General features: G+C 59.2%; 20 protein-coding genes, 3 pseudogenes and 1 riboswitch. Of the genes and pseudogenes, 12 read left to right on the forward strand and 11 right to left on the reverse strand.

The features are described 5' to 3' along the window. Nucleotides 1-96 precede the first annotated feature (96 nt). Genes AAFG07_RS33740 through AAFG07_RS33765 form a run of 6 tightly spaced genes read right to left on the reverse strand, consistent with a single transcriptional unit; the run spans nucleotide 97 to nucleotide 4,609 of the window. The gene (locus AAFG07_RS33740) at nucleotides 97-627 is read right to left on the reverse strand and encodes a hypothetical protein (protein WP_342724017.1); all 531 of its coding nucleotides are present in this window, start codon (nucleotides 625-627) and stop codon (nucleotides 97-99) included. Beyond that, complete coding sequence (gene sctN / locus AAFG07_RS33745) at nucleotides 603-1,958, reverse strand: type III secretion system ATPase SctN (protein ID WP_342724018.1); 1,356 nt, start codon at nucleotides 1,956-1,958, stop codon at nucleotides 603-605. Before sctN ends, AAFG07_RS33740 begins: the two co-directional genes overlap by 25 nt. After that, entirely contained in the window at nucleotides 1,955-2,578 is a 624-nt protein-coding gene (gene sctL / locus AAFG07_RS33750) for a type III secretion system stator protein SctL (protein ID WP_342724019.1), read from the reverse strand. The genes sctN and sctL overlap by 4 nt, the downstream gene beginning before the upstream one ends. Next, on the reverse strand, nucleotides 2,575-3,195 hold the full coding sequence (locus AAFG07_RS33755; protein WP_342724020.1) for a nodulation protein NolU: 621 nt from the start codon (nucleotides 3,193-3,195) through the stop codon (nucleotides 2,575-2,577). The genes sctL and AAFG07_RS33755 overlap by 4 nt, the downstream gene beginning before the upstream one ends. 34 nt (nucleotides 3,196-3,229) lie before the next feature. After that, on the reverse strand, nucleotides 3,230-4,090 hold the full coding sequence (sctJ, locus tag AAFG07_RS33760; protein WP_342724021.1) for a type III secretion inner membrane ring lipoprotein SctJ: 861 nt from the start codon (nucleotides 4,088-4,090) through the stop codon (nucleotides 3,230-3,232). A 12-nt stretch (nucleotides 4,091-4,102) separates the two neighbouring features. Further along, nucleotides 4,103-4,609 carry a nodulation protein NolB gene (locus AAFG07_RS33765; RefSeq protein ID WP_342724022.1) on the reverse strand — a complete coding sequence of 169 codons (507 nt, stop codon included), beginning with the start codon at nucleotides 4,607-4,609 and terminating at the stop codon, nucleotides 4,103-4,105. A 205-nt stretch (nucleotides 4,610-4,814) separates the two neighbouring features. On the opposite strand from AAFG07_RS33765, the gene AAFG07_RS33770 reads away from it, so the two are divergent. After that, on the forward strand, nucleotides 4,815-5,498 hold the full coding sequence (locus tag AAFG07_RS33770; protein WP_342729318.1) for a nodulation protein NolW: 684 nt from the start codon (nucleotides 4,815-4,817) through the stop codon (nucleotides 5,496-5,498). Nucleotides 5,499-7,181: 1,683 nt separating this feature from the next. On the opposite strand, the gene AAFG07_RS33775 is transcribed toward AAFG07_RS33770, so the two are convergent. The 4 genes and pseudogenes from AAFG07_RS33775 to AAFG07_RS33790 form a co-directional block, all read right to left on the reverse strand. Continuing rightward, the gene (locus AAFG07_RS33775) at nucleotides 7,182-8,219 is read right to left on the reverse strand and encodes a ribonucleotide-diphosphate reductase subunit beta (protein ID WP_342724023.1); all 1,038 of its coding nucleotides are present in this window, start codon (nucleotides 8,217-8,219) and stop codon (nucleotides 7,182-7,184) included. A gap of 26 nt (nucleotides 8,220-8,245) precedes the next feature. Continuing rightward, nucleotides 8,246-8,380: a hypothetical protein gene (locus tag AAFG07_RS33780; protein WP_342729444.1), complete on the reverse strand. Its 135-nt coding sequence runs from the start codon at nucleotides 8,378-8,380 to the stop codon at nucleotides 8,246-8,248. Between the two features lie 42 nt (nucleotides 8,381-8,422). After that, a pseudogene (locus tag AAFG07_RS33785) lies at nucleotides 8,423-8,560 on the reverse strand (hypothetical protein); the annotation flags it as partial. Nucleotides 8,561-8,595: 35 nt separating this feature from the next. After that, nucleotides 8,596-10,182 (reverse strand): annotated as a pseudogene (locus AAFG07_RS33790) (ribonucleoside-diphosphate reductase subunit alpha); the annotation flags it as partial. Nucleotides 10,183-10,286: 104 nt separating this feature from the next. Next, nucleotides 10,287-10,502: riboswitch (cobalamin riboswitch) on the reverse strand. A gap of 102 nt (nucleotides 10,503-10,604) precedes the next feature. Here AAFG07_RS33790 and AAFG07_RS33795 point away from each other — a divergent pair. After that, nucleotides 10,605-10,906: pseudogene (locus AAFG07_RS33795) on the forward strand (DDE-type integrase/transposase/recombinase); the annotation flags it as partial. A 13-nt stretch (nucleotides 10,907-10,919) separates the two neighbouring features. Here AAFG07_RS33795 and AAFG07_RS33800 read toward each other — a convergent pair. Continuing rightward, nucleotides 10,920-11,873, reverse strand: a complete 954-nt coding sequence (locus AAFG07_RS33800) for a class I SAM-dependent methyltransferase (protein WP_342724024.1) — start codon at nucleotides 11,871-11,873, stop codon at nucleotides 10,920-10,922. Between the two features lie 327 nt (nucleotides 11,874-12,200). Here AAFG07_RS33800 and AAFG07_RS33805 point away from each other — a divergent pair, with 327 nt between their 5' ends. The 10 genes from AAFG07_RS33805 to AAFG07_RS33850 all read left to right on the forward strand — a co-directional run bounded on the left by AAFG07_RS33805 (nucleotide 12,201) and on the right by AAFG07_RS33850 (nucleotide 24,651). After that, nucleotides 12,201-12,674, forward strand: a complete 474-nt coding sequence (locus AAFG07_RS33805; protein WP_342724025.1) for a hypothetical protein — start codon at nucleotides 12,201-12,203, stop codon at nucleotides 12,672-12,674. A 1,768-nt stretch (nucleotides 12,675-14,442) separates the two neighbouring features. Then, nucleotides 14,443-16,131 carry an HrpF/NolX family T3SS translocon protein gene (locus tag AAFG07_RS33810; RefSeq protein ID WP_342729319.1) on the forward strand — a complete coding sequence of 563 codons (1,689 nt, stop codon included), beginning with the start codon at nucleotides 14,443-14,445 and terminating at the stop codon, nucleotides 16,129-16,131. Nucleotides 16,132-17,381: 1,250 nt separating this feature from the next. Then, nucleotides 17,382-17,615, forward strand: coding sequence for a hypothetical protein (locus AAFG07_RS33815; protein ID WP_342724026.1), 234 nt, complete (start codon nucleotides 17,382-17,384; stop codon nucleotides 17,613-17,615). Nucleotides 17,616-17,729: 114 nt separating this feature from the next. Next, nucleotides 17,730-18,620: a hypothetical protein gene (locus AAFG07_RS33820; RefSeq protein ID WP_342724027.1), complete on the forward strand. Its 891-nt coding sequence runs from the start codon at nucleotides 17,730-17,732 to the stop codon at nucleotides 18,618-18,620. A 33-nt stretch (nucleotides 18,621-18,653) separates the two neighbouring features. Then, the gene (locus AAFG07_RS33825) at nucleotides 18,654-19,190 is read left to right on the forward strand and encodes a hypothetical protein (RefSeq protein ID WP_342724028.1); all 537 of its coding nucleotides are present in this window, start codon (nucleotides 18,654-18,656) and stop codon (nucleotides 19,188-19,190) included. Between the two features lie 2 nt (nucleotides 19,191-19,192). Next, a complete protein-coding gene (locus AAFG07_RS33830) occupies nucleotides 19,193-19,618 on the forward strand; it encodes a hypothetical protein (RefSeq protein WP_342724029.1) in 426 nt (141 codons plus the stop codon). Between the two features lie 8 nt (nucleotides 19,619-19,626). After that, nucleotides 19,627-21,738 (forward strand): type III secretion system export apparatus subunit SctV, encoded by a 2,112-nt coding sequence (sctV, locus tag AAFG07_RS33835; RefSeq protein ID WP_342724030.1) that lies wholly within the window; start codon nucleotides 19,627-19,629, stop codon nucleotides 21,736-21,738. Nucleotides 21,739-21,844: 106 nt separating this feature from the next. Then, a complete protein-coding gene (locus AAFG07_RS33840) occupies nucleotides 21,845-22,360 on the forward strand; it encodes a tetratricopeptide repeat protein (protein WP_342724031.1) in 516 nt (171 codons plus the stop codon). A gap of 115 nt (nucleotides 22,361-22,475) precedes the next feature. Continuing rightward, the gene (locus AAFG07_RS33845; protein ID WP_342724032.1) at nucleotides 22,476-23,327 is read left to right on the forward strand and encodes an Effector protein NopP; all 852 of its coding nucleotides are present in this window, start codon (nucleotides 22,476-22,478) and stop codon (nucleotides 23,325-23,327) included. Between the two features lie 610 nt (nucleotides 23,328-23,937). Then, a complete protein-coding gene (locus AAFG07_RS33850; RefSeq protein WP_342724033.1) occupies nucleotides 23,938-24,651 on the forward strand; it encodes a hypothetical protein in 714 nt (237 codons plus the stop codon). The last annotated feature ends 52 nt before the right edge of the window (nucleotides 24,652-24,703 follow it).

Below are 24,703 nucleotides of genomic sequence, written 5' to 3' on the forward strand. Positions count from 1 at the left end.
GCCTGAATGGCGCGGGTCCGCACGGCAACTGTGTCGCAGGCGTCGCTTTCACATCACCACCCCCTCGCGCTGGCGTAGGAAAAACGGCCATCAGGTCTACTCGCCTCGCACTTGCGCGCCCAAGCCTCTCCGGTACCGAAGCAAGACTTCATCATCGGCTTCGATTTCGGCGGCGGTTTCACAATGCGCGTTGGCGATGCGCTGAACGTCGCGCTCGATCTCTTGCCATTTGTGGCTCGCCGCCGAACGTTTGGCCCAGAGGGTTCGCGCCTCGAGAACCGCAGCCTCGGCATGGTCTTGAGCGGAACGTGCCTCCTCAAGCGTTCGCTGCGCCGCTGCGATCTCCTCCGTGAGCCGCCCAATGATGAGATGGTAACGGCGCTCGAGTTCGGCGACCGATATCGCATCGGCCGATAACATTTCCCGATAAAGCTCGGCTTCGACGCCTGCGCGGTGTCTTTCGGCATTTGCACGATGCTCGGAAGCTTGTTCGACGGCTTGAACCGCGATGCGGCGCTTGGTTTCCATGTTGGACAGTTCACGAAGGGCGCTCCGCTCCCTCATGTTCTTGACAAGCCGCAATTTCGACGCATGAACGGGATTCAGGCGGTCAGACGCGACATCCATGCGACCGTCTCCTCAAAACTGCATGCCTCGTCCTGCCTCTGGCGCAAAAATGCCCGCAACTCCTCGATCGAGGCGATCGCCCGGTCCGTCAACGGATCAGAGCCTTGCTTATATTCGCCGACCTTGATCAGAAACTCGGCCTCAGCGTAGCGCGAGAGCAGATCACGGAAGACGGATGCCGCCTTGCGATGCGGCACAGACACGATTGCATCCATGACGCGGCTTCGGCTCGACAGCACATCGATAGCCGGAAAATGCTCTCGCGAGGCGAGCGCGCGTGAGAGAATGATATGGCCGTCAAGAATGCCGCGTGATTCTTCGGCGATTGGATCGCCCGCGCCGTCGCCTTCGACAAGCACGGTATAGAATGCCGTGATTGAACCATGCTCGCCCATGCCAGCACGCTCCAACAGGCCCGGCAACAGCGCAAAGACGGAAGGCGGAAAGCCGCGCCGGGTCGGAGGCTCTCCTGCGGCAAGACCGATTTCACGCATGGCGCGGCTAAAGCGCGTCAATGAATCCATCATCAGAACGACGCGCAGTCCTTGATCACGAAAATATTCGGCCAATGCCGTCGCCATATGAGCGCATTGCGTCCGCTCCATGGCCGAACGGTCGGAGGTCTCAACGACGACGACCGAACGGCGCAGCGCCTCGCCAAGATGACGTTCGATGAATTCACGCACCTCTCGGCCACGTTCGCCGATCAGCGCGACGATAGTGACATCAGCGGCCGCGCCTTTGACGATCTGCGCCATCAGCGTCGACTTGCCACAACCAGCGTCGCCATAGATTCCGATCCGCTGGCCTTCTCCACATGTCAAAAGCCCATCCAGGACACGAACGCCGAGCGGAAAAGGCTGTTCGATACCGCGTCGCTTCATGGGGTTGGGAGCCTTGCCGCGCAGCGGGCGAGCTTCGCCAGTCTTTATTGGGCCCCTACCATCGAGTGGACGGCCAAAACTGTCGATCACGCGGCCGAGCAAATCGGGACCGACCGGCACTTCCTGCATTCGCCCGGTCGTGACCACTTCCGCACGGTTGGACAAGCCGACCATGTCACCGATCGGCGTGAGCAACACCCCGTCCGGCAATAGACCGATCACTTCGGCCTCGAGCGACCATCCGCTGCGCGGATCTTGCAAGAGGCACAGTTCACCGACACGGGCCTCCGGCAAGACGGCATGGAGCAGCGTGCCGATCGCCCGCGTGATCCGACCGCGGACGGCGCGCGTGTCGATTTGCTTTGCGGACGATCTTAAGGATGAGAGTGCAGCGTGGACGGCCCCTTCCTCTGCCGCAGCATCATGGATTGGTCGTTGCGTGGTCACGGCTCGCCTTCCTGCGAAGACAAGCCAAGGCCGAGACGAAGCGCGCGGAGCTGCGCGGCAAGTCCAAGGTCGACATTGCCAAACTCGCTCCACAAAACGCACTGGTCCGCCGTCAGCGCAGGATCCGGCTCAATCCGGACCTTGGGCCGACCGTCCCGTCCATCGCAGGCTGCGAACTCACTGGCCAGCAGATCGGCTTTCAGGGGGGATACGTGAAGGCAAACTTCCGTGTTGTTATACTTTTGCTCGATGGCATGACGGACACCCCGCACCAGCATCTCGCCAGGATCAAAGGCGCCCAGCAAATCGCTCACGATCTCAATAATCAGTTGCGGCAATTCCTGCTCCAGAACCGCCTTTCGCTGCGCCAGTTCGCCAGCAGCCTGCCCAATCAGCTGCGCCATTTCCTCCGCGCCCGTCTTTACGCCCTCGGCATGGCCACGCGTCCGTTCTCGCTCGTAAGCTTTGCGCCCCCAGTGACGTACGCGTTGCAAATGCCGCTCGGCAGCGGCCCGCGCGTATACGGCATCATGCCAGATCTTGAGCTCGGCTGCCGGAATCAGGGGCCCGAGCGGGCGAATCTGCGGGGCCACAGGCAATGCTGGGACATCGTCGGTCATCCCCTGGCAACCTCCGTCCCCAAATGGGCGATGACCAAGGAAAGCAGTGGACCTGCGGCACTACGGTATTCGACCGCCGGATTGTCTGCGGCGGTCCCAACGGGCAGGCGTAGAAGCACGCGGGTACGCTCAAGCGCTGGAGCCTCATCGAGCCAAGCGCCGAGACAGCCATGTCCATCGTGCTCAATCTGTCGCGACAGTTGCTCCGGATCGGCAATCGGCGTCGTCGCGACCGCACCGGATAAATGCCGGATCCCAAAAGCATGCGCTTCAGCACCGATCATTTCGACCAAGATCGATAGATCGTGCTTTGAAACCAGCTTCAGGACCGAACGTGCATGCCAGATACTGCCCGCGAGCAGGGCAGCCCGACGCGGATCATGCCCGAGCAGAAGGTCATCATTCCAGCCAGCTCCGCTCACATCCACGTCGTTGCCAAGCAGCAGCTCGGCCAGTCTTGGCTGCAGTCTGGAGCTCTGCTGCAGCCGCAGCAATGTTGGAGGCGACAGCAGGGGATCGAGGCGCGTAGCGACGCGGCTCGGATGGATCGAGGCAGCAAGCTCGCGCAGCCGATCGGAAGCCAGCGTGAACGAACGATTGGGTTCGGTGGATGACATGCCGACATGAGTGTCCTGGCCATGAGTGTCCTGGTTATGTCGCATCGGAAATCATCTTTTTGCCGGCAGCATGGACAACCGGTGCGTTCGAACGTCTGCCAAACATGCTCAGTTTGCGCGATGATTGTCCGAATTGACGAATACGTGCACCCAGCAAGACGTAAGATACGATGCCGAATGCGGCGCCGGCGCCCCCCACCCCGAGCGCAAGCAACGGCGTTGAAGCTGACTTTGCTGGTTGAGCCGAACCGGCTGTCCGCGCCTGGTCAAGTGGGGCACGCTCAACCGGCACGAAGACGACCGCCACCTTGTCGTAGGACAGCCCTTCGATGCTGTTGGCGACAAGCATCTTGATCTGCGGTAACAGCGCCGCGAGCTTCGCGTTGGTGCCATGTCGAATGAAGACCGATGCCGAGGATGGGGTCGCATCTTGCCGCAACAGATCGTTCTTCGGCAGCACAACGTGGACACGCGCCGAAAGGACGCCATCGATATCGCTAATCGTGCGCGACAATTCTTCGCTTAGCGCATAAACGTAACGGGCGCGCTCCTCGATCGGTGAGGCAACCAGGCCCGATCCTTTGAACACCTCGCCCAGATTCTTGAAAGATTGGCGCGGCAGCCCCTCGACATTCAACAGGTCAATGGAATACGCGAGCTGCTTTTCCTCGACCTGGATGGTGCTGGTTCCGTCCTTGGCAACAACACGGACGGCATCGACACCCCTGCCGAGGAGAAGCGCAAGCATCTCATTGGCCTCACGCTCCTGAATCTTGGTGTAGAGATCAGCCTTGCAGCCGATCAACGGAAGAAGAAGCGGCAAGGCAAGACAAATGCGAAGCCGCCGCCACGATTGACGGCCGCCACCGCCATCCCTCCGCAACACACCAGTCATCATCAGCCTCACTCAGCCCGCCGACAGCAGCTTGTTCAACGACGAGCCGACGGCGCTGGTGCTCTTGGAGACGAGGGAAACCTGAACGACGTCTCTGTAGACATCCCGTAGATTCACCATCATCGAATCGAAATCCGCTCCCACCGGTTTAACCGCCGCATGCGCGCCGACGTCGTCCACCTGCAGGAGCGACTGCGCAGCCGGTCCAGGTTGCACGCCATTCGAAGCAGAAGGTGCGCTGCCGACCGCCGGAGGACCGGCATGGCCCCGGTACACGATGGAAAGGGTTTGAAGGACGCGATCGCCCGACGGACTCGCCAGCGCGCTCGCGCGCTGAACCTCCAGCACCGGCGGAACGACTACCGCTCCACCTGCGACTGAGGAGGCGGCGGCCTGATTGGAAGCCGCTTGCGCAAGGGACTGCTCAAAGTGCGCCTGCTCGCCAGGAGCTGCCGGCGAGCAGGCATTTGAAAGACAGTCGACTGAATTCGGAGAGATCGGCGTTGCGCCTACCATCATAGAAGGAATCATTGTGCTCGTGTGATGAGATCAGGCATTGTTGACCGATGAACCGATCAAGAATGTAGATCGGCGAGCTGACGAAAACCTGACGAAGATACCGCTGATTGCGCCATCTAAAGATCACGTTTGGCTTCCAAGTTGGAATGAAATTCTAGGTTTCTTCTCAGGCGGAAGAGCTTCGGGAATACTCGTCCGATCCACGATGGCGCACATTTTGAAGAGAGTTCTCTGTGTCGGGGTTTTCATTTGTCTCGGAATGGTGCGGGCGCTTGGCGCATCCCTATCCCTGCCGTCGACCCCTTATAGCTATACGGTTCTGGATCAGGACCTTTCTGCCGCGTTGCAGGAGTTCGGCAACAATCTCAATATCAAGGTCAATGTCAGCGCCGAAGTAAAGGGCCGGATTCGGGGGCGAATGCCCGACCTGCCACCACGAGAGTTCCTCGAGCGTTTGACTAACCTGTACAATCTTCAATGGTATTACGACGGGCTCGTGCTCTACATATCCGCTGCCCATGAGGCGCAAAGCCGGCTCATTGTGTTGACCCCGATCAGCTTCAACGCGTTCAAGACCGCGCTCGATGCGTTCAACATCTCCGATGAGCGCTATATCGTGCAGCCGGCCCCGGGAGATGGCCTCGTGCTGACTTCGGGCCCGCCACGCTTCATCGCGCTGGTGGACCAAACGCTCAAGGGCCTTGTGGCGGAGGCGCAGGCGCGGCGGAATCCCGCCGCCGCCGAAAAGCCGCCGCGGGAGTCGGTTTTGATGTTGTTTCGCGGCTCCTCGAGCATGGTCATTCGCGACGGACGACCGGAAAGCCATTATTCTTCCGAAGTGCCGCATCAGGACTGCATCGTGCGCGAAGCCGGTGCAGGCCAGAAGTGACTTAATGATGCGAGACGGCTCCAGCCGAAGTCGATCCGATCAGCATTGGCTTAGATCCATATGATCGTCAGCTTCTCGAAAGCTTATTCTCCCAGCATGAGCGCGCGGATGTTTTGACGGCGGTGCCGCCAGCGACCGCAATGGAAGTGCGCGTCCATGCACCGGATGCTCGAGCGGAAGGTGGTTAGCGCCATCCTTGACGCTAGCTCGGGGGCTTAAAGATCAAGGCGAGCCTCCGAAAAACAACTGCTTCGGAGTTCGCAGGACAGGAGCGTTCGCATCGCTCGATGGCGCTCCAACATTTTGAAAGGAGTAACAAGATGGACTTCAATGCGATCGGCCCATCGAATACGAGCCCAGAGCCCGACTCAGCGCGACCGGCCACGGACGCAACCGGCTTTGAGCAGCAGCTCAGCGGTGCGCAAGGCGGTGCTGCGCCGCATCGTGCCGCCTCCCCAGAGCTGCAGGGGGACGCCTATTCGCCATATTTGGACGTAGACCATCCCTATTCGCGGTACTTGGAGGCTGGACACCCCTATTCGCCGTACCTGGATTTAGCGCATCCCTATGCGCCAGACTTGGGTTGGGAGGGTGATCCACACACGCCGACTGCGGTCCACGCCGAACCGGCACCGGAAAGCTCCGCGCAGCACGTCTCGCAGCACACGATCGCTCAGGCGATCGAGGCAGATCCGGGTTTCGACCAAGATCTGATATGGCAAAATGTGGATGTCGGCGCGCCGCACGCAGGGCCGTCGCATGCTGAGCCGCCGCACGTCGGGCCATCACAGGCTGGCCCATCGCATGCCGGGCCCTCCCACGCCCGGCCATTTCAGGCCGGACCATCTCAGGCTGGGCCTTCCGAAGCTGCACCGCCAGAACTTTCCGAGTTCCGTATGTTAAACGGACGTCGCGCCAAGGATTACTGGGTTTTCACCGGCCAAACAGCCACAGGCGCTCAGATCGACATGCTGGAGCGCAGCGGAGTGAAGCCGAGCAAGGACCACCCGACAACAATGTTCACGCTCCTCGGAGTGCCTCACACGGCCGAATGGAGAGAAGAAGGCTTCATTCGTCTCACGCCGTCGCTGGACCAGATCCTTTGGCCTGCAGACCCCGATGAAGATCGACCGGCGGGACTTGGGGGAAGATCCCCCCACCCACTAGCAACCACAGCCGGGGCAGGGTGATGTCCGAAGGCGATAGATTGACCTTGCCAACGGCAGGGGAACTTGGTGACGGCCGCTCTGGCCGGCGGATATTGCGCCGGCCAAGCTCCTTCTTGAAGGGCCACTCGATAAGTGCAGAGACCTGATCGAGGCAGGATAGCTGTACGGATCGAGACGAGTGATCACCAGCTGACCCTCTTCACGCTACTCGCCTCTCCGCCGTCCGGTTTGCTGTACGTGGACACTGCCGCGCAAATCGACCACCTTCATCATGAAGCGCGATTGCCACATGCACGGTAACACTGAAACGAGCTCACGACATTCAGCTCAGGCTTTCGCCGCCCCTTTGGCCAACGGGTGCGTAAACCTGTCCATCGGTCCGAATGGACAAAATCGCGCTTCGAGCGACTTCGATCATGTCATTTGAGGTCCGCTGTGCCTCCGGAAGCAATAGCAGAGCGGACGTCCGCGAACGCCGATACGCACGGGCGCACTAAAACGCTTTGCCGATTGCCTACATACGGCCGAAAGCCGCCCACACCCCGTCTTCGCCATCCCAGCTGCCGCGACTCGTCGCCTTGGAATACTTCGTGGCGCGCTGCTCGAAGAAATTGGCGTGCTCGACGCCGTTGAGAATCTCGACGAGCCACGGCAGCGGATGCGCCTTGACTTGGATGAGCTCGCCCTCCTTAGCCTCAAAGAAGCCGAAAATCGGGGAAATCCGGAGCTGGGTCAGTCGCCAGTCGGCGACATAGCGGACGTAGGCGTGGATCTGCTCCGGGCGCATGCCCTCGATCTTGCCTAGGCCAAAGGCGAGATCGACGAAGTTCTCTTCCAGCTTCACCATGGTCTTGGCGACGTCGACGATGTCGTCGCGGACGGAGCTCGTCACCGCGCCGGTTTCGCGGTGCCATTCGTGAAACAGCTTGATGACGCCCTCGCAATGGAGACTCTCGTCGCGCGCTGACCAGCTTACGATCTGTCCCATGCCGTTCATCTTGTTGTGGCGTGGGAAGTTGAGCAGCATAGCGAAGCTCGCGAACAACGCCATGCCTTCGGTGAAGGCGCCGAACATAGCCAGAGTGCGAGCGACATCGGCCACCGTGTCAACGCCGAACGCATGCAAGTAGTCCGCCTTGGCGCGCATCTCCGCATAGCCGCGGAATGCCTCGAACTCGGTCTTGGGCATGCCGAGCGTCTTGAGCAGCAGCGCATAGGCGTCGATGTGGACCGTCTCCATGTTGGTGAAGGCCGCCATCATCATCTGGACGGTGAGCGGCTGGAAAATCGGGATGTAGCGCTTGAGATAGTTGTCACCGACCTCGATGTCCGATTGAGTGAAGAAACGGAAGATTTGGGTGAGCAGTGCGCGCTCGTTGGCGGTGACGCGGTCCGACGCCCAGTCCTTAAGGTCGCTGCCGAGCGGTACTTCCTCGGCCATCCAGTGGGTCTGCTGCTGGCGCTTCCAGAACTCGTAAGCCCAGGCGTAGCGATCGACGTCATAGCAGCCGGTCGAGTCAAGGAGGCCGACGCGCCCCTTGCCGATCAGCATGCGCGGATCGACGGACGAGAGATCGATCACTGACATGCGAGGCACTCCTCATAGTCGGCGCGCTGCGGCTGCCCCGGCGCGGCCTCGTGGCCGTTGACGATCTTGCCGGCGAACGCGGCGCGCGAGATCGATTTTGAACGGCAGTAATAAAGGCTCTTCACCCCACGCTTCCATGCCGTCCAGTGCAGCATGTGGAGGTCCCACTTATCGACATCGGCCGGCAGATAGAGGTTGATTGACTGGCTCTGGCAAATGAACGCGGCGCGGTCGCCGGCAAGCTCGACGATCCAGCGCTGGTCGACCTCAAAGGCGGTACGAAAGATCGCTTTCTTGTGTTCCACAGGATGTCGAGATGGGCGACCGAACCCTCGTGCGCGATGATCGACTGCCAGGTCGCCGAAGTGTTGGCGCCCTTGGCGGTCAGCACCTTGGCGAGATGAGGATTGCGCACCGAGATGGCGCCCGACAACGTCTTGTGGGTGTAGATGTTAGCCGGCATCGGCTCGATGCAGGCACTGGTGCCGCCGCAGATGATGCTGATCGAGGCGGTCGGCGCGATCGCGATCTTCTGGCTGAAGCGCGCCAACACGCCGCGTTCCAGGGCATCCGGGCACGGGCCACGCTCGCGAGCGAGCGCCACGGATGCCGCATCGGCCTCGCGACGGATTTTTCGGAACATCTTCAGATTGAACGACTTGGCCAAGACACTCTCCATCGGAATGCCCTTGGCCTGGAGGAACGAGTGGAAGCCCATGACGCCAAGTCCGACGGAGCGCTCGCGCAGGGCGGCGTAGCGGGCGCGCTTCATGCCGTCCGGCGCCACCGTGATGAAGTGGGTGAGCACGTTGTCGAGGAAGCGCATGACGTCCTCGATGAAGCCGGGCTCCTCATTCCACTGGTCCCAGGTCTCGAGGTTGAGCGACGACAGGCAGCACACCGCGGTGCGCTCCTCGCCGCGGTGGTCGATGCCGGTCGGAAGAGTAATCTCGCTGCACAGGTTGGAGGTCGAGACCTTGAGGCCGAGCTCGCGTTGGTGCTTGGGGAGCGCGCGGTTCACGGTGTCGATGAACAAGAGGTAAGGCTCGCCGGTCTGCAGCCGGTTCTCCAGGATGCGTTGCCACAACTGGCGGGCATCGATCTCGCGGACGACCTCGTTAGTCTTCGGGCTGCGGAGAGCGAACGCGGTGCCGACGCCCACGGCACGCATGAACTCGTCGGTGACGTTGATACCGTGATGCAAGTTGAGGCTCTTGCGGTTGAAGTCGCCGGACGCCTTGCGGATCTCGAGGAACTCCTCGATCTCGGGATGGTGGATATCGAGATAGGCCGCCGCCGAGCCGCGCCGCAACGAGCCCTGGCTGATCGCCAGCGTCAGGCCGTCCATGACGTGGATGAACGGGAGGTTACCTGAGGTGACGCCGCCCTTCACTTTCTCGCCGATCGAGCGAACATTGCCCCAGTAGGTGCCGATGCCGCCGCCGTTGGCGGCAAGCCAGACGTTCTCGTTCCAGGTGCCTACGATGCCTTCGAGCGAGTCCGACACCGAGTTAAGGAAGCACGAGATCGGCAGGCCGCGCGTGGTGCCGCCGTTGGAGAGCACTGGTGCGGCCGGCATGAACCACAGCCGAGACATCGCGTCGCAGAGACGTTGGGCATGCGCAACATCGTCCGCGAAGGCGCAAGACACCCGCGCGAACATGTCCTGGAAGGTTTCGCCGGCGAGCAGATAACGGTCGGTCAGCGTCAGCTTGCCGAACGACGTCAGCAGATCGTCGCGTGACCGATCGAGCGTGAGGTCGGACACCTTTGGCGATGGCGCGAGGGGCCACGGCAGCGGGGCCGGCGACGGCGGCGGCACAAGACAAAGCTCAGGCGCGGTAGGCTTTGCCTGCGCTGGCCGCGGCCGCAAACTCGGCGACTCAACCAGATGACCATGTTGATCGAAATCGTAAGACGGCGACATCGGCAACCCCGCGATGTTTGGAGCTGAGGCCGCGCGGACGACTTGCGAGGAGACCGGGTAAATGTCCCTGTCTGCAAGCGACCCCACGGGGCACCCCGCCCGAGGACGTTCTGTTCTGTCGCGGCAGGTCTCCTGGCTCGCGGGTCGCTGCGGCTGTCGGCCTTCCCGGCGCTATCGCGCCAGTGACCATCATGACAACCGCTCGCCGCTTACAGTTGCGGGGGCAGCCCCGGAGTAGCCGTTGCCGGCGCACCGGGTTCCCTCTTAGCTTCCGACCTACTAGGTGTGGGGAGCGAAAGACTGTGACTGGCTAGAGATAGGCACTACTCGCCGGGATTCGTCACCTGGAGAGATCAAGATTTAGAAGCAAAAACATACCGACCGCCCGGACCACTCTATCGCCGCTGTCACTTCCGCTGCAGATGATTGGAGATGCCGTTGGGCTGCCTTTCCAGTTTCCGTTAAGTTTGCGCATAGTCGAGGAAATTCTGGCCCACGTGTCGCATTGATGCGATCTATGAAACCGCGCGTCAGTGGAGAGGGAATTCGGCAAGGCGCTCTCCGATCTGAATCGCAGCGCTCCCGCTCGCCGCGACAAATGGCATCTGGACGAAGTCGTTATCCATCGTCGGCGAACAACATCGGCTCTGGCGCGCCTTCGACCAGAACGGCCTTGTTTTTCGACGTCTTGATCCAGCGCCGAAGAGACTCGCGCGCTGCACAGTGGTCCTTAACTGTCAGGGCTCCAGCGCAATCTGCAAGCCCTCGTTGCTTTCAACATGAACGTAACGGGGTCCAATCGGCCGTCCCCTGCCGCTGGCGACGGTGACAACGTCTTCCAGAGGCGTGGCCCGTGCATCCGCCTCTGGGCGAGACAAGATCAGATCGGCATGAAACAGCCCTTCTGATTCGAGGCCGGTCGCATCCACGCCAAGGGCCGCCAAGCTGGCCAAACAACTTTCAAACTCTTCAGCATCGCGAAAGCGACGCTGGATAAACGTCGCGCCGGTAAGACGCTCTGTCACAAGACCACGCTTTGCAAACGCCTCGGCCAACGATTCAAATGGGAACATTCGTAGCACGAAGGAGATGATCCATGGTTGCTTCTCTGTCGCATCGAGAATCTCGCTGAACGTCTTCTCGGTAACGTAGCCGATGCATCCGGTTGACATGATAACATCCACGGAGCGGAGAATGCGCGCGCTGTCGGTCGATAGCGCCTCCTTTTCAAGGTCAGCGACGATGCCCTGCTCCAAGAGGCCAACACTCTTTGCATAGCTGATCGCCCGTGCCGACACATCGAGGCCGATAAAGCGCGCCAACCCGACATCAGGCCAGGCTGCATAAAAACTGCGATCGAGACTCACCAGTGTCTCAGAACTGATCGCCCTCATCTCACGCCGGGCGTAGCGGTGACGCAAGCCCCCGAAGGTCAGCGGAAAGCGATGCACCGCTGCGTTGATGCCGTATGAACATCCAACATCGAGCACGACGGGCTTAAGGCCGGTCGCCGAAGCTTTCGCTGCCAGGATTTGGCGCACAACCGGCTCAGCCACGTCCGGGATCATATAATCCAGGTCTCCGAGGATCGAGAAATATGCCCTCGGATCATCAGAAGCATAAATATCATAGAATATAGCTTTAGACTGATTAATACGCGAAAAATCTATCCGCAACGCAATTTCTCCCATCTCATTTGCAAGCGAGTCGACGGCAGGTGCCCTCGTACTCGCCCGCACTTTGGTATACAGGTCGGTCTTACACCCACCGATGCGACAGCAGAAGCGGCAAGCGGACAAGAGCATCCGCCTGCGTAAGACTATCATGAAACTGGTCCCGCACCGATGAACAGCCGCTGGAGATACATTCGGCCGAGTTGAGAGCGGTCGAGGCAACGGCAGGCAACATGAGAAGAACCGTTTCTCTCGCGTGATAAGATTGGCAGCATTCGTGAGCGCTAATGGGCCAGCACCTTAGGGAAGCGAGCTGACCGAAAGCTGACGAGCGTTCGTTACCTGATGATCGCGGCTGGCTTCCATTTAGGAAGAAGCATCGGCCTCCAAATTTGGGACGAATTTTGGTGCTGTCATCTTGAAGAAAGTGCTATGTGTTACTGTTTTCACCTGCCTGACGTCGTCAGGACGCTCGGCGCGCCGCTGACGCTGCCATCGACGCCTTACAGTTACACGGTTCTGGATCAGGACCTCGCGACCGCACTGCAGGAATTCGGTCACAATCGGAATATCCGGGTCAATGTAAGTACTGAGGTGAAGGGGCGGATTCGCGGGCGGCTACCGGAACTCCCACCGGGAGAGTTTCTCGACCGCTTGATCAATCTCTATGATCTTCAATGGTACCACGATGGGCGGGTGCTTTACATATCCGACGCGCACGAGGCGCAAAGCCGACTACTGATCTTGAATCCGATCAGCTTTGATGCATTCAAGCGGCACTCGATGCACTCAGCATCTCAGATGAGCGTTATATCGTGAGAGCTACACCGAGAGAAGGCCTGGTCTTCGCTTCATGGTCCCCCATCACACTTGTGGTGCAAACGCTGGAAGGACTGCTGGCGGAGACACGGGCACGGCAGAGTACGGCCGGTGTCGACAAGTGGCCACACGCGTCCGCTCTGATGCTGTTTCGGGGATCCTCAAGCACGGTCATTCGCGACGGACGACCGGATGCCCCTGCTTCGCCGCAGGCACCGCATCAAGACAGCCCGGTCCATGCGACCAATTCTGGCCAACAATGACTCGATCACAAAAAGTCGCTTGCGAAGAAATTCAGTGCGTCGTGCATACTCTTCGTCAGGTTCTCGAAAGCTGGTGCTGCCCGGCATGAGCGGGCCGGTATTGAGACGGCGAAGCCGTCGCGTATCGCAACGATGCCACAGGCTTCGAGCAACAGCTGTCCGAGCTAGGAGGTAGCGGCATCCTACATCGCGGCTTGCGGACTTTTTTCTGATGCGAACCTTTGAACTGCTCTAAAAGATTCGTCATACGGATGAAATTCGACGAGTAAGGATGAGAGACGATCCGCTGTCAGGAGTAAACGGACCTCAACCGCCAATAAGCAGACATGCGCGGTCAATCCAAGGAGCTTTGAGCAGGAACTGACGGGACCGCATGAAGCGGACGAATCTAACTAACTAGCATCTGATTTGGTCGAAGCTGGGAGCCGCGCCGTCACGCGCCGAGCCATCATTGAATGGCGGCGAGCGGTCCAGTTCCCGGACGTGCCGCCAAGGACCACTGGTCTTCACTCGCCAAGCCGCCACATTCCTTAGCTCGACATGCTGAGAAACTGCAATGTGATGTCAGGCTGGCACCTCCGGACAACAACTTTCGCCATCGCGGGTGTGCGGCACACGGCCGAATGGCGAGGAGAAGACTTATTCGTCTCACAAGTCGCTAAACCTGCTCTTGGGCCAGTGCGTCCGCCCTTCGTAACCGCGTGATCCAACTGTTATCTGTTACTGAGCCCGCGACGTGGCTTCGATGCAGGGTCGAAGAGCGCGGCGGCCAAGGACGAATAAAAGGACAAAGGCCGGGGCGTCCGAGCTTTGATGTTTGTCAGTGCAACCTGGGTCCGCTCAACGCGTTTGACGATGGAGTTTTTCGAGGACTTAGTCGACGACCGGTATCTGAGCCGACCATGCTGGATGCGCAGCTCAGAAGGCGTCAGCACTTTTTTGGCGCGGGCGCGGGGTGGCTACTGCGAAATCAGCGCCCACCTTAAGATGTTCCGGAGCTCTTGCGAGATTGTTGGACCAAATCAACGAATGCTCCGGATAGGCAGACGTAAAGCTTTAACTCGCTGACATGGCACCAGGCCAGGCGAACGCAACCAAACGAAGCTGGCACCGGCATTGAAATACGTCCAGGCCCCTTGCTGGCAAGGCTATTTCATCAATCACCTTGAAATCGTCTGAGCGCCGTCAGCTTCTCGAAAGGTTGTCCGTTTTACCATACGGCGTGAATATCTAGACGGCGGTGTTCCCATGGATAGTCGCGGAACTGAGCGCTGAAGGCGCACTGAGCAACAGGACGCAAGTGGTAGGACCTGTTGAGCTCTGCCGATCAACACTCCTTGCTCGTCGCGATCTCGGGCCGCGCCGGTGACCGTCTTGTGGTGCACTCTTATATCGGAGGACGTGTAATGTCAGTCGACCTATCGCCAACCGCCAACTCAAGTGTGGCCTTCTCCGGAATGCCCGCCCCGCCCTCTTCGGCGCAGGACTTTTCCAGCTTTCAGGCGATGCTGGCCAGCCTCTCGTCGAAAGACACGACCAGCGATCATTCAGCACCGCAGGAGCCGGCCCCCACAGAATCAACCAAGCAACTGACGGAGGAACTCACGCAGGAGGCGCGGAATATCCTGCCACCAGAGATAAGGGCAGCATTGGATGCATATCAGGATGACCCACAGCCGTCCTGTGCTGCCGGCAGCCCGATCATTGCGGAAGCGCCCGTACAAAGCTCAAGGATCACCTGGAACGGTGGCACGCTGACTAATGCGGAACTGCAGATTGTCTCTGTGCTGAACCGCCACAAGGACAAATGCCCGCTTGATTGGAAGTCTCTGGGAGATTTGGCCGACGATCCCTCGACACCGCCGGATCTAAAGGCGGCGATCGAGGCACTGCAACAGGACCCGGAGCTCTTCTATGCGATCGGTTCGCAAGGCGACGGCCGCTGTGGCGGCAGGATCAAAGGGGGCGATCTCTGCGGCTTTTCCGACCATCACCCTCAAGTTGCCGCGTTCCAGGAGCAGCGGGCGCGGACCTACGAGCAGAACTACATGCCATCCGACGGTACCGGGAACGGTGAGCCATCGGTCATGAACCTGACCGATGCCTTGCGCGAACTCTACCGCTATTCCGATAACCTGCCCAAGAACTTGAGCCTTGCGGATTTCAGGCACATCGTGGACGGCAACGCCGACATTGGCAAATGCCCCCCACAGGTCCTCGCGGCGGCTCAATATTTTCTCGACCACCCGAATCAATGGAAGCAGTTGTACGGCGGCTCGATAGATCAGGTCCACAAAGAGGACTTCCTGCAGGTCGCTTCGTCATCGATGAGTCTCACTCGACCCGAGCTGGGCACACTAAACACGATCAACAAGAACCAGGACGCTTTCTTTGGGAATGGCGTTCTGACCCGGGAAAAGCTCGTGAGTATGGTGGACGACAAGAGCCTTTCCCCCGAGGTGCGAAGCGCGGCTTCCCAGCTGCTCTCGGATCCTGTGCTGTTCGGGTTGATGAACAACGCGATTACTGGCTACAAAACCCACCACAAGTTTTTTGACTTCGGCGGCGGCCATACGGTTGATTCCGGAAACATCAGCAGAAACGATTTCAACCAGTTCTTCAACAACATGTCTGGTGCGAACCGCGCCGCTCCGCAATTGAAAACGCATGCCGCTCAAACGCCGGCCGAACAGGAGGCCACCGCGGACATGATGATTGGCGCGGCAGACCAGCCCGACATCAAGTCTCCCAAGAAGAACGGTGGCGCCCTCATGCACGCACTTAATGACGTGCTCAAGGTAGGCTCGAAGGTACTCGACTGGACAGCGACGGCCGTTGGTGTACTCAGCTTCATTCCAGGGCTGGGCGAACTGGCCGATCTTGCTTCAATGGTGATCGAGGCCGAAGCGCAAGCTGCAAATCTTCTGCACACCGCGATCAGCGGCGGCAACATAAAGAAGGCGCTGGAGGAAGCCGGGCTCAGTCTTGCGGCGCAGGCCGTGGGCTGCATCGCCGGCCCCGAGGTCAAGATAGCGATTCGAGAAGGCTTGGTGAAGCATGCAATTCAAGAAGCGGCGACGGCCGGCATCAACCTGCCGGTGTCGATGGCCCAGTCCTACGTGGAGGACTATCTGAATAACCTTAAGGCACGGATTGAATCCGAGCGCACGCAAGCTACAGGTGCCTACGCCTAGTCGTAGCGCGCTATCGACGCAGGATAATGCTGGATCGAAAGGCCAGCTTGCGAGGCCACCACGCGGTAGGGTCGTCCCCGCCGCGCAGGTCGCGCAAGCATGTTCGATGCTTACACCGACGAACGTGCTTGTCGCTAGCTAAACCAGCGCATTTGTCGGCTGCACTCGAGCGCCCGACGGGCGTTCTCACATCGCGTGCGCCACCGCGAAGATTTCGCCGGGCCGATTGCGCCACCCGTCGCGGACGGTGAACTTGTCGATGCCTTCACCTCGCGACGGAACCGGACGGAGCGGCAAACCTAACCGGTTTACGTCGTCGGATCGAGAGCACATTAGTGGACGTGACGCTCAAGGTCCTTGTCTCCAGCGCTTCCTGATCGCTGTCCACGAAAGTGGTCCATTTTTATGGGTCTGCTACGAGCGGGACTGGAGGATCGCTCTTCGTCGCTGACTCGCATGAGCAACTTTAACCTGCCGCCCCGCCCGGGACAGGATCGAGACAAATCGCTGCCTGGTTCGAGGCAACTAAATTGCCGAACGAGCTGCGAGGGGTCCCGGCCGGGCGGGCCCCGAGATTGGGCCACGTCAAAGCTGAAGCCCATTTTATCCGTCCTGGCGCTCACATTCCGCTCATCAAAGCTGCGCTTTGATGAACAACGGCTTGCCTGATCAAGTGCCACATAGGCGAGATCTTGTACCAACTCACTGATCTGCAGCTTTCGCCGGCACACTGCCGGAATATGAGGCGGCCTGTCCAGAGGCAACATCAAAGAGATTGGCTCACTGTATTTCTGAGGCTCGTCAGCTTGTCGAAAGCTAATGCTTCCATAGTAGACGTGACAGAGACTGCTTCCTCCGCACGAACGAAGTTTTGAAGTAGGAGAACCCGATGCGCATTTCCAGCTCCAGCGCCGCTGGGCACCTTGATTCTGACCTCCACGCGACTGGCGGGGCCAAAAAAGGATCTCGGGCGCCTGGCGAGCACGATGATCATGGCCAATCGCATGGTGCAGGAGCTCCCTTAAATGGCGGCGCGTCTGGTCCAGACGCTGGCTCGCAAGCCGCTGCTATGCAGCAAGCGTTCAACGTCGCTCTCGGCGCCGTCGCTATCCAGTTTGTAAGTAGTGCAATGGGTCGTTTCGACGATACCATGGCCGAGACAGAGGAGGATTCCTGACCTCGCATGTTGCGGCGTCAGGATAATCGGAGCCGCAAGGCGCGGCAATCTTCAAATAAACAGGAGAAACAATATGGCTGATAAGGTTGGTGCTTCTCATGCCTCGACGGCGGGTGGCGCAGCTGGTACTGCTACTGCAGCCGCGGGTTCCGCCGCTGCTGAAGTTGCGGGAGAAGCGGCATTCAACAGGCAGCTCGCCGCCCTGACTGCCAGCAGCACGAAGGCTGCTGAAAGGGATGTAGAACTTCGCGTCGTCTCGACAGAGCTCTCGACCGTCAAGAAAGTGGCCGACGAGCGGGTGCAGTAACGGATGAAGCGGGACGATTATATCCTCCCACTTTTGCCGGCCGCATGATCTGTGAAGTCGCAACAGACCGTACGGCTTTGCCGTACGGTCTCGTTCTTCATTCAGGAGACGATCGTGAATGAACCAGCTTCCCCGGTATTCGAAGTGTTGTCGGGGTGTTATTCCGGGCTGACCGGCAAAGCGGGGAGCGGCTCCTGCTTGATTGGCAGCAGCCTCGATGCTGATTTGGTCTTCATCGAGCAGGGCCTCGAACCGCACCATCTTCGCGTCAGCTGGCATGTCAGCTCGATCGAGATCGAGGCCCTTGCCGCGGACGTCGCGATCGAGGGCCGCGCCCCTATTTCGCCAAATGAGACCGTTGTTGTCCCTCTTCCTGCCGTCATCCATATGGGCGCCATGTCCATTCGCTGCTCGACCGAAGGCACTCAGCAAACCGGCTCTACCGGGCGCTGGCATCTACCGATTATCCCGCTCGCCTTGGTCCTCATCAGCTCTGCCGCAGCTGGCACCCTTTCAACGAGACTTGTCCAGTTCGACAGCGCCGCAGCGCTGAGCACTTCGTCCCGCGCCACGGACATTGCCCCCAAAATCGCGCTCGCGACCCCTGATGTTCCAGCCACCGACGCAGCGGCTCACCGGCTGCAAGGGGAAGTTGACGCAGCGGGCCTACTCGGTATCAAAGTCGGTTCTGGGCCGGGCGTTGTGACCGCCGATGGCACTATTACGCCTGCCTCGCTCGCTAAATGGCGGGAAGTCCAGCAGCGGTTCGATGTCCAAAGCAATGGTGCTTATACGCTCGTCAGCGCGGTCGCCCTCAAGGAGGAGAAGGCGCCCCCCGCAATTGCCGTCCAGGCAGTTTGGCGCGGAAACGACCCTTATCTGGTCATTGCTGGTCAGAAGTACTTCGCGGGCGCACTCCTGAGCAATGGATGGACCGTAAAGGAGATCGAGGACGGACGTGTGCTGCTGACACGCAATGGCCAGCTTGCTGCTTTGTCTTATTAGAGTTTTAGTCCGCGGCCAACGAAGGAACGTTTCATGACTAGGCTGCCGCAGCGGTCCGTAGAGCCTGGCACCGCCTTTCAGGGAATTAACAACGAGCATCATGCACCTGTCATCGCCCCGGCCACACCTCAGGCCAGCAGCATCGGCATCGACAAGGTCCATGGAAACGGCAAGGGTCACACGTCAGTTGTCCAACAGCGCGAAGCGCAGGAGCGGTTGGCTGCCAGCACGATCGATAACGCGCTCGAACTCAAGTCAATCGATCCAATCTCGCGGATCAATCCCACCGATGCCACCGAGCACGCAGGTAAGATCGAAACAAGTTCGGCACTTACCTGGCTGACGGGCCCCAATCTCGCGCATAGCCTGCTCTCCTTCGTCCTTCCACGCCTACGTCATCCGGACGTGCTGCGCGCAGACATGCATGGCGCTCTTCTGGAGCGCTTAACTCAAACCTTGGAGGCGACGCCAGACGACAAGACGGCCTGCGAATGTTTGGCAATCCTGCAGCAAGAACTGCGGCAGCTCCTTCTGCTCCGGCAGAACCAGAACAGCTTGATCAAGGGCTAGCCATGATCGACCCGGATCGCGCACAACATGCCCCTACGTCGGCCCTAGACGTTTCAAACTCCGGCGATAACCTGCTGATCTCCAGGCCGGAGCGTGACCTGCTCTGCGCCCTCTCCTATGTCCACCTTGCGTGCGGGCAGAGCGCACGGAGTCTGGCACTCCTGCGAATCGCAGCGCGCGAGCATTCCCAAGATGTCGATCTACTTCGCATTCTAGCCTACACTCTCATCTCGGAAGGCTTTGGTGATGAAGCACTTGATGTGCTGGATCGGTTGGACGCACTCGATGATCAACCGTCTTCACGCGTGCCTTTGACCCTCTTGCGCAGTCACGCGCTGCGACAGGCAGGCCGCATGACCGAGGCCCGCGACGTCTTCCAACGCTACGTGTCAATGCGCAGCAGCACAGCTCTCATCGAACAGCAATAGGGATATTCATGGCCAACGTCTTGCGTAACTTCATCGCGCGCGCGCCGGCCCACCTGGATTTTATGGTCGCGTTAATGCTGCTTCTGGCGATCGGCATGATGATCATGCCGATCCCGATCATCGTGATTGACATGCTGATCGGCTTCAACCTTGGCTTTGCCATATTGCTGCTGATGGTTGCCCTCAATCTCAGCACGCCGGTTGATTTTTCATCATTGCCGGGCGTCATCCTGATCTCGACGGTATTTCGTCTCGCGCTGACCATCGCTACAACGCGGCTTATTCTTGCTGAGGGCGACGCGGGCAGCATCATCCACACGTTTGGCGACTTCGTCATTTCGGGGAATATCGCTGTCGGAATCGTCATATTCCTGATCGTGACCATGGTGCAGTTCATGGTTCTTGCCAAAGGCGCCGAACGCGTCGCAGAGGTGTCGGCGCGCTTCACGCTCGACGCACTGCCGGGCAAGCAGATGGCGATCGATGCGGACCTGCGCAACAACCATATCGATCAACACGAAGCACGTCGCAGGCGCTCCGCACTGGAGCAAGAGAGTCAGCTTCATGGCGCCATGGATGGTGCCATGAAGTTCGTGAAGGGCGACGCGATCGCCGGGTTGATCGTCATCTGCATCAATATGCTGGGCGGGATCAGCATCGGCCTGCTCTCTAAGGGGATGTCGCTCGATGAGGCGCTGCATCAATATACGCTGCTGACGATAGGTGATGCGCTTATTTCTCAGATTCCCGCGCTGCTGCTGTCGATTACCGCCGCGACCATCGTCACGCGTGTCAAAGGGCCTGACAAGCTCAAGCTTGGTGCCGATATCGTCAATCAACTTAGGGCGAGCACACAAGCACTTCGGTTAGCCGCCTGCATCATGTTATTGATGGGACTCGTTCCTGGCTTCCCTTTGCCCCCGTTCGTCATCCTGGCTGTGCTCTTCGCTGCGGCGAGCTATGTCAAGAATGGAGCGAAAGGCGACAAAGCGGCCGCTAAGACAGGCGCAAATGTCACCGCTCCGGCTCCAGTACAGGCGCAGAAGCAACCCGTTCATGCGGAGGCACTTCCGATCGCGTTATTCCTCGCGCCGAACCTGACGCATTCAATCGACAAGAATGAGCTGGAACAGAGCATCGCGCGCGTTTCAACGCTGGTATCGGCGGATCTTGGCATCACAGTTCCGCGCATCCCGGCCCAGATTGATCAGCACTTGTCCAAGTCGCAATTCAGGGTGGATGTCGACAGCGTACCGGTGGAACGGGATGTCATCGATCCGACGCAACTCGCGCTCAACGACGATGTGGCGAACATTGAATTGAGCGGCATCCCCTTTCGGCAAGACCCGGATACGAATCGGGTCTGGATCGAAGAAGGCCATGCAGCGGCTCTTAAAGCGGCCGGAATCGGGTATCATTGTCCGAGCGAACTTCTTGCCTTACGTCTCCATTCCACATTGACGCGCTATGCACAGCGCCTGGTAGGCATTCAAGAGACCCGCCAACTGCTCGGCCGAATGGAGCAGGAATACACTGATCTGGTGAAGGAGGTGCTGCGTACGACGACAATCCCGCGGATCGCCGAGGTCCTGCGGCGCCTACTCGATGAGGGCATTCCCATTCGCAACACCCGCCTGCTCCTGGAGGCACTGGCAGAATGGAGTGAACGCGAGCAAAACGCCGTCCTGCTCACCGAATATGTTCGTGCGACTCTGAAGCGGCAGATCTGTTTTCGCTATGCCAATGCCCACCGTGTTGTGGCCGCCTTTGTCATCGAGCGTGAGACTGAGGATATTGTGCGCGGCGCGGTGCGCGAAACCGCTGTCGGCCCGTACCTCGTTTTGGACGATTGGCAGAGCGAAAAGCTGCTTGCACAATTCCGTCAGATCCATTCGACCGTCGCGCAAAGTCAGAGCCAGCCCGTCATTCTCGGTTCGATGGATATCCGGCGTTTCGTCCGCGGTTTTCTCACCCGCAACGGGATCGATCTGCCCGTCCTGTCCTATCAGGATCTCGCCTCGGATTTCACCGTCCAGCCGATTGGATCCGTCAAGCTTCCAGCTGCCAAGGACAACGCTCCTTCCTCGGGGCGTAGTGGGCTCCTTACCGCTGCGAATTAACAGAGCACAGCAGGTCATCGTGCGATTGCCTATGAATTCATATGAGACAAGCATCCGGCCGCACTTGTGCTCCTTTCGTCCGGACTCGTGCTCGGCCTTTCTCGTCATGTTCGCCATTGTGCTGCTCGCGGGTTGCGTGACCTCGGAACAGTCGGGTCTCTCACCGCGGCAAACGTTTACATCAGAGCTAGCAGGCGCCAAGGAGGTCGATCCTGCTATGCACGAGCGCATTTCGCGCGCCGTCGGTGTGGGTGCCGATGAGCAGACCCTGCGCGATACGTTGAAGCAACAACCGGACAACGTCGATGCGGCAATTCCTCTTGCGCGGGCCCTGCTGGCGCGCGGATCCCCGGATCAGGCGCTTGAGGTACTTGATGCCGTGTTATTGATAGCATCCGGCGACCTGCGCGCACTGAATGCCAAGGCTGTAGTGCTCGATCACGAGGGCCGCCATCACGAGGCGCAAGCGCTATACCGCCGAGCTCTCGAAACGGAACCGGCAAACCCGATGTTGCACAACAACCTCAAACTGTCGCTCGCACTTGAAGGGAAAACGGAGACCGTGAACGCCAGCCCACAGCCGCAAACGGACGGCAGGCACGCGTTGGCTCGATCGAGATAGCACAGTGCTTGATGCCTGGCTGTCAACTTGCCGACAGCTACGTCGACTAAGAATCGCACGGACGCTCTCGGCCAGCTCCCGCGAAGCTAGGTCGTCGATAGGAGTGCGAATCGCCATGGATAACCGCATCAGTGACTCATCCATGACCCACCCCGCAAGTGCCAATGGCCCGTACGCTGATGACGATAGCCAACGGTTAGCGGACATGTTTTGCACGCTAAATTTGGCGCCGTCGAGTTCGCACGCTGGTTCATCTTCGACGGCAACCCGGCCGTATTCTCTCGTTTCCGAGCCGCCCGTGGTTGAGATCTCAAGGTCTATCTTCGAGGACAAGCTAGCGGAGTTTTATGGCGACGAGATAGGGAATATCGCTGCGCATCCGCAGCGGTACTCAGCTCGCGTCTCCGAGAAGGCCCAACGCACGGCGGACATCGCGTTCCGCTTCGGTACGAAACCCGGTTCGGAGGACGCGCGATATTTCAGCTATCAACTCGGCAGCAAAAGCGTTGGGCTCCTGAGAACGGAAGCCGGAGGTTCCATGAGCGAACTATTCAAAGGCAACAGTGCTTGGCGCGAGAGGTTCCTTGGGTGTGATGAAATCACATCAACGATAGATTTCCGGGTTACTCATCCCCTTGTCGAAAACGCAGGCGATATTCTACTGGAACATCAGCTCCGGATTGATGGCGACGAGCCGCTCGTCCTCACTCATTCTTTCAACTCCGAAGCGAAAGCCCGCGCAGGAGCGTTGGGTTTTGTAGAGGTAAGCGACTCGATGATGGTGCTTGACCCTACCAAGCATGGCGACAAGTGGAAGAAGAACAGAGCCGGCGAATGGCAGCGAGATGGCAAGCCTCCGCTGTATCTTGCCGCAGCTGAAGTCGGTGCCGGCAGTGATGCCAAGCATACCGTGAATGCAGCAAGCCCAGCGCAGGATCCGCACGATGATGAATACGACTTCATGTAGATCGCACCGGCTCGCACTGAGGCAACTCACATGAATAGCCCAATCGACTTTGGCACTGGTCAGGCACGCATCTGCTGCCCTTCGGGAAGTAACACTTTGATCACCGGCACCAAACCTCCTGCATCGGGGTGGACCGGAGGAATTGCGCTTTGCACAACGTGCGTGTTCGCTTTCCTTGCGCGGGGTGGCGCCGGACTCGCCGGCTGGCGCGCGCCATCGACATTCATCGCGCGTTTGTCGAACACGATCTGAGCTCTGTCGGCTCTGCGGAGCAGCTCGCCACGGCTCATCGAGCTTGCAAGCCAGCCATTGCCCTTATCACAAGCATGCGGCGGGATCGCCGCAATGAACTGGGCTGACATCGACCGAAAGCGGCGGCTGGCTGGCTTTCAAGTCACCAAGAACGGACACGCCCGTTCGATTCCGCTGTCGAACGACGCACGCAAGGCACTTCCAAACTGGTCAAGCACAACGGGCCGCCGGCTGAGTTGCACGCCCACCAGAACAAGGAGGCGACGGCGCGTTTTGTTTGTAGCAAATAGGCTTTGCGAGTGTTCGGATGATAATTCGTGCGCCGAGCGCTCGCACCGCTCGCGATAGGGGCACTCGGATGATCACGCCGGTCCGCCGGAACTGGAGTCCAAAACGATTACTCCATGCTCTTACGCCGGCGATGTTCACCGCCGAACCATCGGTGGTATGCGCACGTTGGGATACATTGTGGCCTGATCTGTACACGGAATATGACGCCAGGCATTTGAAACAAGAATTATCGGCCCGAAATCTGATCGCTACCGATGAAGCTGGGGCGTTTTTTAGTGCCTGGGCGGCCGACGAAGAGCGTCACACCGATGGCTTCATCCGCATCATTGAACTTGTCGCTAATGGATCCGAAAAAGCCCTTCGGGAGAGATTGGACACTCGATCCCATGATTTTGTTCCGATCGGTGAACACCTGAAAGACGAATTCTCCCTGATGGTTATGATCGCATTTGATGAGATGTGCACATGCCGCGCCTATGCTGCCGAAAAGCCGTTCTATGACGGCCTTGGAAACGACACGTTCCATCATTGGCTGAGGGAGGTGATTGCCGATGAGGCGGTTCACTCAATGAATGCTGTTAACGTTATCCGCGCTTGCTATAATGACCGCATTGGTGAAGTCGGCGCAACTCTCGATAACCTAATCAGCCGCGTTACCGACAATCTGAATTATTCTGGCACCTTCGTCCTAGATTACTTCGGCGGAGCGTACACCAAAGAGATGTTCGCGAGCTCCCGTCTCGCTATCATGAGAAATGTTGCCAAGCCAATCGCGGCCTAGGTGTTTAGTCCCAGGCTTTGATGGTGCATTCTTGTCGAAGCGATCTAGCACG

Source organism: Bradyrhizobium sp. B097, assembly GCF_038957035.1.
In the GTDB taxonomy this organism is placed as follows: domain Bacteria; phylum Pseudomonadota; class Alphaproteobacteria; order Rhizobiales; family Xanthobacteraceae; genus Bradyrhizobium.

Excerpts from the sequence above, each read along its gene's own strand:
- AAFG07_RS33740 (WP_342724017.1), bottom strand. The coding sequence starts at position 627 with ATGGATGTCGCGTCTGACCGCCTGAATCCCGTTCATGCGTCGAAATTG.
- sctL (WP_342724019.1), bottom strand. The coding sequence starts at position 2,578 with ATGACCGACGATGTCCCAGCATTGCCTGTGGCCCCGCAGATTCGCCCG.
- AAFG07_RS33755 (WP_342724020.1), bottom strand. The coding sequence starts at position 3,195 with ATGTCATCCACCGAACCCAATCGTTCGTTCACGCTGGCTTCCGATCGG.
- sctJ (WP_342724021.1), bottom strand. The coding sequence starts at position 4,090 with ATGACTGGTGTGTTGCGGAGGGATGGCGGTGGCGGCCGTCAATCGTGG.
- AAFG07_RS33765 (WP_342724022.1), bottom strand. The coding sequence starts at position 4,609 with ATGATGGTAGGCGCAACGCCGATCTCTCCGAATTCAGTCGACTGTCTT.
- AAFG07_RS33770 (WP_342729318.1), top strand. The coding sequence starts at position 4,815 with ATGGCGCACATTTTGAAGAGAGTTCTCTGTGTCGGGGTTTTCATTTGT.
- AAFG07_RS33775 (WP_342724023.1), bottom strand. The coding sequence starts at position 8,219 with ATGCTGATCGGCAAGGGGCGCGTCGGCCTCCTTGACTCGACCGGCTGC.
- AAFG07_RS33800 (WP_342724024.1), bottom strand. The coding sequence starts at position 11,873 with ATGGGAGAAATTGCGTTGCGGATAGATTTTTCGCGTATTAATCAGTCT.
- AAFG07_RS33805 (WP_342724025.1), top strand. The coding sequence starts at position 12,201 with ATGATCGCGGCTGGCTTCCATTTAGGAAGAAGCATCGGCCTCCAAATT.
- AAFG07_RS33810 (WP_342729319.1), top strand. The coding sequence starts at position 14,443 with ATGCTGGCCAGCCTCTCGTCGAAAGACACGACCAGCGATCATTCAGCA.
- AAFG07_RS33815 (WP_342724026.1), top strand. The coding sequence starts at position 17,382 with ATGGCTGATAAGGTTGGTGCTTCTCATGCCTCGACGGCGGGTGGCGCA.
- AAFG07_RS33825 (WP_342724028.1), top strand. The coding sequence starts at position 18,654 with ATGACTAGGCTGCCGCAGCGGTCCGTAGAGCCTGGCACCGCCTTTCAG.
- AAFG07_RS33830 (WP_342724029.1), top strand. The coding sequence starts at position 19,193 with ATGATCGACCCGGATCGCGCACAACATGCCCCTACGTCGGCCCTAGAC.
- sctV (WP_342724030.1), top strand. The coding sequence starts at position 19,627 with ATGGCCAACGTCTTGCGTAACTTCATCGCGCGCGCGCCGGCCCACCTG.
- AAFG07_RS33840 (WP_342724031.1), top strand. The coding sequence starts at position 21,845 with ATGTTCGCCATTGTGCTGCTCGCGGGTTGCGTGACCTCGGAACAGTCG.
- AAFG07_RS33845 (WP_342724032.1), top strand. The coding sequence starts at position 22,476 with ATGGATAACCGCATCAGTGACTCATCCATGACCCACCCCGCAAGTGCC.
- AAFG07_RS33850 (WP_342724033.1), top strand. The coding sequence starts at position 23,938 with ATGATCACGCCGGTCCGCCGGAACTGGAGTCCAAAACGATTACTCCAT.